General features: G+C 42.0%; 2 protein-coding genes and 2 pseudogenes. 3 read left to right on the forward strand and 1 reads right to left on the reverse strand.

Features of this window, described 5'->3' with window-relative positions:
* Positions 1-4 precede the first annotated feature (4 nt).
* The 3 genes and pseudogenes from PGRAN_RS16200 to uvrA all read left to right on the forward strand — a co-directional run bounded on the left by PGRAN_RS16200 (position 5) and on the right by uvrA (position 5,248).
* Positions 5-246 (forward strand): annotated as a pseudogene (locus PGRAN_RS16200) (DUF2198 family protein).
* Positions 247-396: 150 nt separating this feature from the next.
* On the forward strand, positions 397-2,373 hold the full coding sequence (gene uvrB, locus PGRAN_RS05235; protein ID WP_036065704.1) for an excinuclease ABC subunit UvrB: 1,977 nt from the start codon (positions 397-399) through the stop codon (positions 2,371-2,373).
* Positions 2,374-2,379: 6 nt separating this feature from the next.
* Positions 2,380-5,248, forward strand: a pseudogene (uvrA, locus tag PGRAN_RS05240) (excinuclease ABC subunit UvrA).
* 186 nt (positions 5,249-5,434) lie between these two features.
* Here uvrA and PGRAN_RS16735 read toward each other — a convergent pair.
* Positions 5,435-6,231 (reverse strand): immunoglobulin-like domain-containing protein (locus PGRAN_RS16735; protein ID WP_036065706.1); only part of this gene is annotated, 797 nt, incomplete at its 5' end.

Raw genomic sequence — 6,231 nt, forward strand, 5'->3', positions numbered from 1 at the left:
GCCTATGTGGGATCAGCTAATTTCGGCGTTTATTTTTCCTGGGTTGTTGGTCATTATTTTGTCTCGAATAACATACCACCGCTTTGTTGGGTTAGGGCTGACCGTCATCTTAATCGCCGTCTCTGCTCGCTTAGGCTTTACAAACACATGGTGCTTATATTCATTGACGCCATTTCGATGACAATTGGGTTCTTTTTAGCGACACATATGCTTGCTAGATTGCGTCAAGCAGACAAGGAATGGTAGTAAAGAAAGCGAAGATATATTCGTGATATAAATGCGAACGTATTTTCGCTTTTTACTGGTGGTTTTCGAACAATTATGGTAGAATAAGTGTAAGTAATGAGTCTGGGATTTGCCTAGGCTCGCTTTCGTTTTGCTAAAGGAGGGGAAAAGGTGAAGGATACATTTCAACTAGTTTCGAAGTACACACCACAAGGCGATCAGCCGAAAGCCATTGAGAAATTAGTGGCTGGTTTAAATAGTGGTATTAAGCATCAAACCTTGCTTGGTGCAACGGGGACAGGGAAGACTTTTACGGTTTCTAATGTGATTCAAGAAGTGAATAAGCCTACGCTTGTCATTGCACATAATAAGACGTTAGCAGGGCAATTATATAGTGAGTTTAAAGAATTTTTTCCAGATAATGCAGTGGAGTATTTTGTGAGTTACTATGATTACTATCAACCGGAAGCCTACGTACCACAGACAGATACATTTATTGAGAAGGATTCCAGTGTCAACGATGAAATTGATAAATTACGACATTCGGCAACGGCATCTTTATTCGAACGCCGGGATGTGATTATTATTGCCAGTGTGTCTTGTATTTATGGCTTGGGTTCACCAGAGGAATACGGCGCAATGCTGGTTTCACTACGACCAGGAATGGAGATTAGTCGCGATCAATTATTGCGTGATTTAGTAGAAATACAGTATGATCGCAACGATATTGATTTTCAACGCGGTCGTTTTCGGGTTCGCGGGGATGTTGTTGAAATTTTTCCGGCATCTCGTGATGAGCACTGTATGCGGGTTGAATTTTTCGGAGATGAGATTGAACGGATCCGGGAAGTAGACGCGTTAACAGGTGAAATCATTGGGGAACGCGACCATGTTTCCATTTTCCCAGCTTCCCACTTTGTGACGCGACCAGATATTATGCAGAAGGCGATTGTGAATATCAAGGCAGAATTGGAAGCTCGCTTGAAAGTGTTGCGTGCTGATAATAAATTACTAGAAGCACAACGTCTTGAACAACGTACGAATTATGATATTGAGATGATGGAAGAGATGGGTTACTGCTCTGGAGTAGAGAATTATTCACGCCATTTATCTTTGCGAGAAGCAGGCTCTACACCATATACGTTGCTGGACTTTTTCCCAGATGATTTCCAAATTGTCATCGATGAGTCACATGTAACGATGCCGCAAATTCGTGGAATGTACAACGGAGACCAAGCGCGTAAACAAATGCTGGTAGATCATGGTTTCCGTTTGCCATCCGCACTAGATAATCGTCCGTTACGATTGGAAGAATTCGAGAAACATGTGAACCAGATTATGTACATTTCAGCTACGCCAGGACCATATGAATTAGAGCGTAATCCAGATGTTATCCAACAGATCATTCGTCCCACGGGGCTACTGGATCCAATTATTGATATTCGTCCAATTGAAGGCCAAATTGATGATTTAATCGATGAAATTAATGATCGCATTAAGAAGAATGAGCGCGTTTTAATTACGACACTGACTAAGAAAATGTCGGAGGACTTAACGGATTATCTGAAAGAGACCGGAATTAAAGTCCAGTATTTACATTCCGAAATAAAAACATTAGAGCGAATTGAGATTATTCGCGATTTGCGCCTAGGTGTATACGATGTCCTTGTAGGGATCAACTTGTTGCGAGAAGGAATTGATATTCCAGAAGTTTCACTTGTGGCCATTTTGGATGCCGATAAAGAAGGATTCCTACGTTCGGAACGTTCTTTGGTACAGACAATTGGCCGAGCTGCGCGTAACCAAAATGGTAGAGTCATTATGTATGCTGATAAAATGACCGACTCCATGAAATTCGCAATCAGTGAAACGTCGCGTCGTCGGGAGATTCAAGAGGCATATAATATCGAACATGGCATTACACCGCAAACAATTATAAAAGACGTGCGTGGCGTTATTGCTGCGACTACGGCTGCTGAGGAAAGAGAAGCCGAGCATCTGAAAGATCTTAGCAAGATGAATAAGAAAGAACGGCTTGCCTTCATTGAAGAGTTGGAACACGAGATGAAAGATGCAGCAAAAGCACTCGATTTTGAACGTGCGGCACAACTTCGCGATACATTACTCGAGTTAAAAGCGGAAGGATGATTGTAGTTGGAAAAAGATAAAATTGTGATACAAGGCGCTAGAGCTAACAATTTAAAAAATATTAATGTCGAAATACCGCGTGATAAACTGGTTGTTATGACTGGTTTATCTGGTTCGGGAAAATCCTCGCTTGCTTTTGATACGATATACGCCGAAGGTCAGCGTCGTTATGTGGAATCCTTATCTTCCTATGCGCGCCAATTTTTAGGTCAGATGGATAAGCCAGATGTTGACTTAATAGAAGGGTTATCCCCAGCGATTTCGATTGACCAAAAAACAACGAGTCGAAATCCGCGTTCTACGGTTGGTACTGTCACCGAAATTCATGATTATCTACGTTTGATGTACGCACGTGTAGGCCATCCAATCTGTCCGAATCATGGCATTGAGATTACCTCACAGACGATTGAACAGATGGTGGATCGCGTGTTGGAATTACCAGACAAGACACGCATTCAAATCTTAGCGCCAATCATCTCAGGCAAAAAAGGTGCTCACAAAAAGACACTAGAAGGTATAAAAAAAGAAGGCTATGTCCGCGTTCGTATTGACGGTGAAATGTATGATATCGGCGACGAAATCGAACTTGAAAAAAAATAAAAAGCATTCTATCGATATCGTCATCGACCGCATCGTTGTAAAAGAAGGTGTTACTTCCCGTCTTTTCGATTCGATTGAGTCAGCATTAAGGCTGGCAGATGGATATGCCGTCGTGGATGTTATCGGTGATAAAGAACTCTTATTTAGCGAACACTACGCCTGTCCATATTGCGGCTTTTCAGTAGGCGAGCTAGAACCAAGAATGTTCTCGTTCAACAGCCCATTTGGTGCTTGTCCAACATGTGATGGACTTGGGACAAAACTAGAAGTAGATATCGATACAGTTATTCCTGATATGAGTCTCTCGCTAAATGAAGGAGCTATCATACCTTGGAAACCGATCAGTTCCCAATACTATCCCAAAATGCTAGCAGCGGCTTGTACAGAATTTAACATTGATATGGATACACCGCTAGAAGACTTGCCAGAAGAACACTTAAGCATTATTTTAAACGGCTCGAGCGGCAAGGAATTCTATTTTGAATATAAAAATGATTTTGGCATGACTCGCGAAACTAATATTCCATTTGAAGGTATCATTCCAAATGTGGAACGCCGTTATCGCGAAACAAGCTCTGATTTCACGAGAGAACAGATGGCGCAGTACATGACTGATTTGCCATGCCCATCGTGTAAAGGATACCGTCTGAAAGAAGAGGCGCTTGCGGTTAAGATCAATAAGACGCATCTTGGCGAAGTAAGTAATTTTTCGATTATCGAGGCACTGGCGTTTTTCGATGAGGTTACTTTATCAGAAAAGGAAACCCAAATTGCGAAACCAATTTTAAAAGAGGTGAGGCAAAGGTTAGGTTTCCTAAAGAATGTCGGGCTGGACTATTTAACACTTAGTCGCGCCGCTGGAACGCTATCAGGTGGGGAAGCTCAGCGGATTCGACTAGCAACCCAAATCGGTTCTCGTTTAACAGGAGTCCTTTATATACTGGATGAGCCATCGATTGGTTTGCATCAGCGGGATAATGATCGTCTTGTTCATACCCTTCAAAGTATGCGAGATATCGGAAACACACTTATTGTTGTCGAGCATGATGAGGACACGATGCTGGCAGCGGATTATTTAATTGATATCGGTCCCGGTGCAGGCGAACATGGAGGCCAAGTCGTTGCAGCTGGAACGCCTGAAGAAGTCCGCAACAATAAGAATTCGATAACAGGAGACTATCTATCCGGTAAGAAGTTTATTCCTATCCCAACAGAACGACGCAAGGGAAATGGTAATAAGTTAGAAGTCATCGGAGCCAAAGCTAATAATCTCAAAAATGTTAGCGCCGTAATCCCGCTAAGTACGTTTACATGTGTCACTGGGGTTTCCGGTTCTGGGAAGAGTTCGCTTGTTAATGAAGTGTTACGAAAAGCTTTATCTCGACACCTTAACCGTGCTCACGCTAAACCAGGAGAACACAAAGAAATTAAAGGTATGGAGAACCTAGAGAAGATTATCGATATTGATCAATCTCCAATTGGGCGCACACCACGTTCCAATCCGGCCACATATACCGGTGTTTTTGATGATATTCGTGATCTTTTTGCCTCCACAAACGAAGCGAAAATTCGTGGCTATAAAAAAGGTCGCTTTAGCTTCAACGTAAAGGGCGGACGTTGTGAGGCTTGTAAGGGCGATGGAATTATCAAGATCGAGATGCATTTCCTGCCAGACGTCTATGTACCGTGTGAAATTTGCCATGGTAAACGATATAACAGTGAAACATTAGATATTCGCTTCAAAGGGAAAAACATCGCAGAAGTATTAAATATGACCGTGGAAGAAGGCTTAGAGTTTTTCAAAAACCTTCCTCGGATTAGCCGGAAACTCCAGACTATTGTAGATGTTGGGTTAGGCTATATTCGTTTAGGTCAGCCAGCGACGACTTTATCAGGTGGAGAAGCCCAACGCGTGAAGCTCGCATCTGAACTACACAAACGGAGTAACGGTAAGTCGTTCTATATTTTGGATGAGCCGACAACTGGTTTACATGCAGACGATATTGCGAGGCTACTGAAAGTACTACAACGACTCGTAGACGATAATGGAGATACGGTTCTCGTTATTGAGCATAACTTAGATGTCATCAAACAGGCTGATCACATCATTGATCTAGGCCCTGAAGGCGGCGATGGTGGCGGGCAAATCATTGCAAAAGGAACGCCAGAGCAAGTCGCAAAAGTCACTAAATCCTATACAGGCAAATACCTGAAACCGATATTAGAACGCGACAAAGCCAGAATGAAGAAAAAAGTTGCAAGTAAAACGGAGTAATAAAATGAGCCAAAGAACTAGTTTGAGATAAAAGGTTCTCTAAATAGAAAATACGTATCGAAAATCTAATTTTAGATTTTCGATACGTATTTTTTCTATTTAGGCAAATAAGTCATGCTCGCCTCCGTCTTATATGACTCACTATCATTTATTAAAAAGGTGGAATACTTTGTGTTTACCTGAAATCTATTTAACTGTTACTTCTGTTTGTATTGCTAGTGCATTTGCTGCATCATAGCCAAGAACCATTACGGTTGTTGTGGTGTCTTTAATTTTATCTTTGGCATAGTATTGATACGTTCCGTCTGTGCTCACTGGAACTCTGTCATATACAGTGTCGCCTACTTTAAGACCAACGTATTTCACGCCGCCTGTAAACTTACCTGTGACAAATCTAGTTGTATCGATAACGAAGTCATCAGTTGTAAGCGTTGGTGCTACACCTGGATCGATCGTCACTACTTTTTGTATAATAACCGTGTTCGCATCGTCATAACCAAGGACAGTCACGACGTCGTCTTTGCTCTTCACTTTATCTTTGATGTAATATTTGTAGCTACCATCTGCATTTACTGGTACTCGGCTGTACGTTGTGTCATTGACCTTCACGGCAACATATTTCACAGGGCCTGTGTAAGTTCCTGTCGCATTGTCAGTACCTAGTGCATACGTGTCTGTTGTTAGCGTAGCTGTATTTTCTGGGTTCACGGTCACAGGGGCAGATACAATTTGAGTACCTGTGCTGTCATAACCAATGATGGAAACGGCGTCGGTTGTATTCTTAATCTTATCTTTTGCATAATACTGCCAGTTTGTCGCATCTACCACGTTTACTTTACTATAAACAGTATCTCCAACTTTCAGGGCTACAGTTTTCACACTACCAGTGAAAGTACCTTTGACAGTCGTGTCTGTTTTTAGTTTAAATGCAGCTGGTGTAATCGTGCTTGTTCCTGCAGGGTTTTGTGTGACAGTGATTGTTT

It is taken from the genome of Listeria grandensis FSL F6-0971, from assembly GCF_000525835.1.
In the GTDB taxonomy this organism is placed as follows: domain Bacteria; phylum Bacillota; class Bacilli; order Lactobacillales; family Listeriaceae; genus Listeria_A; species Listeria_A grandensis.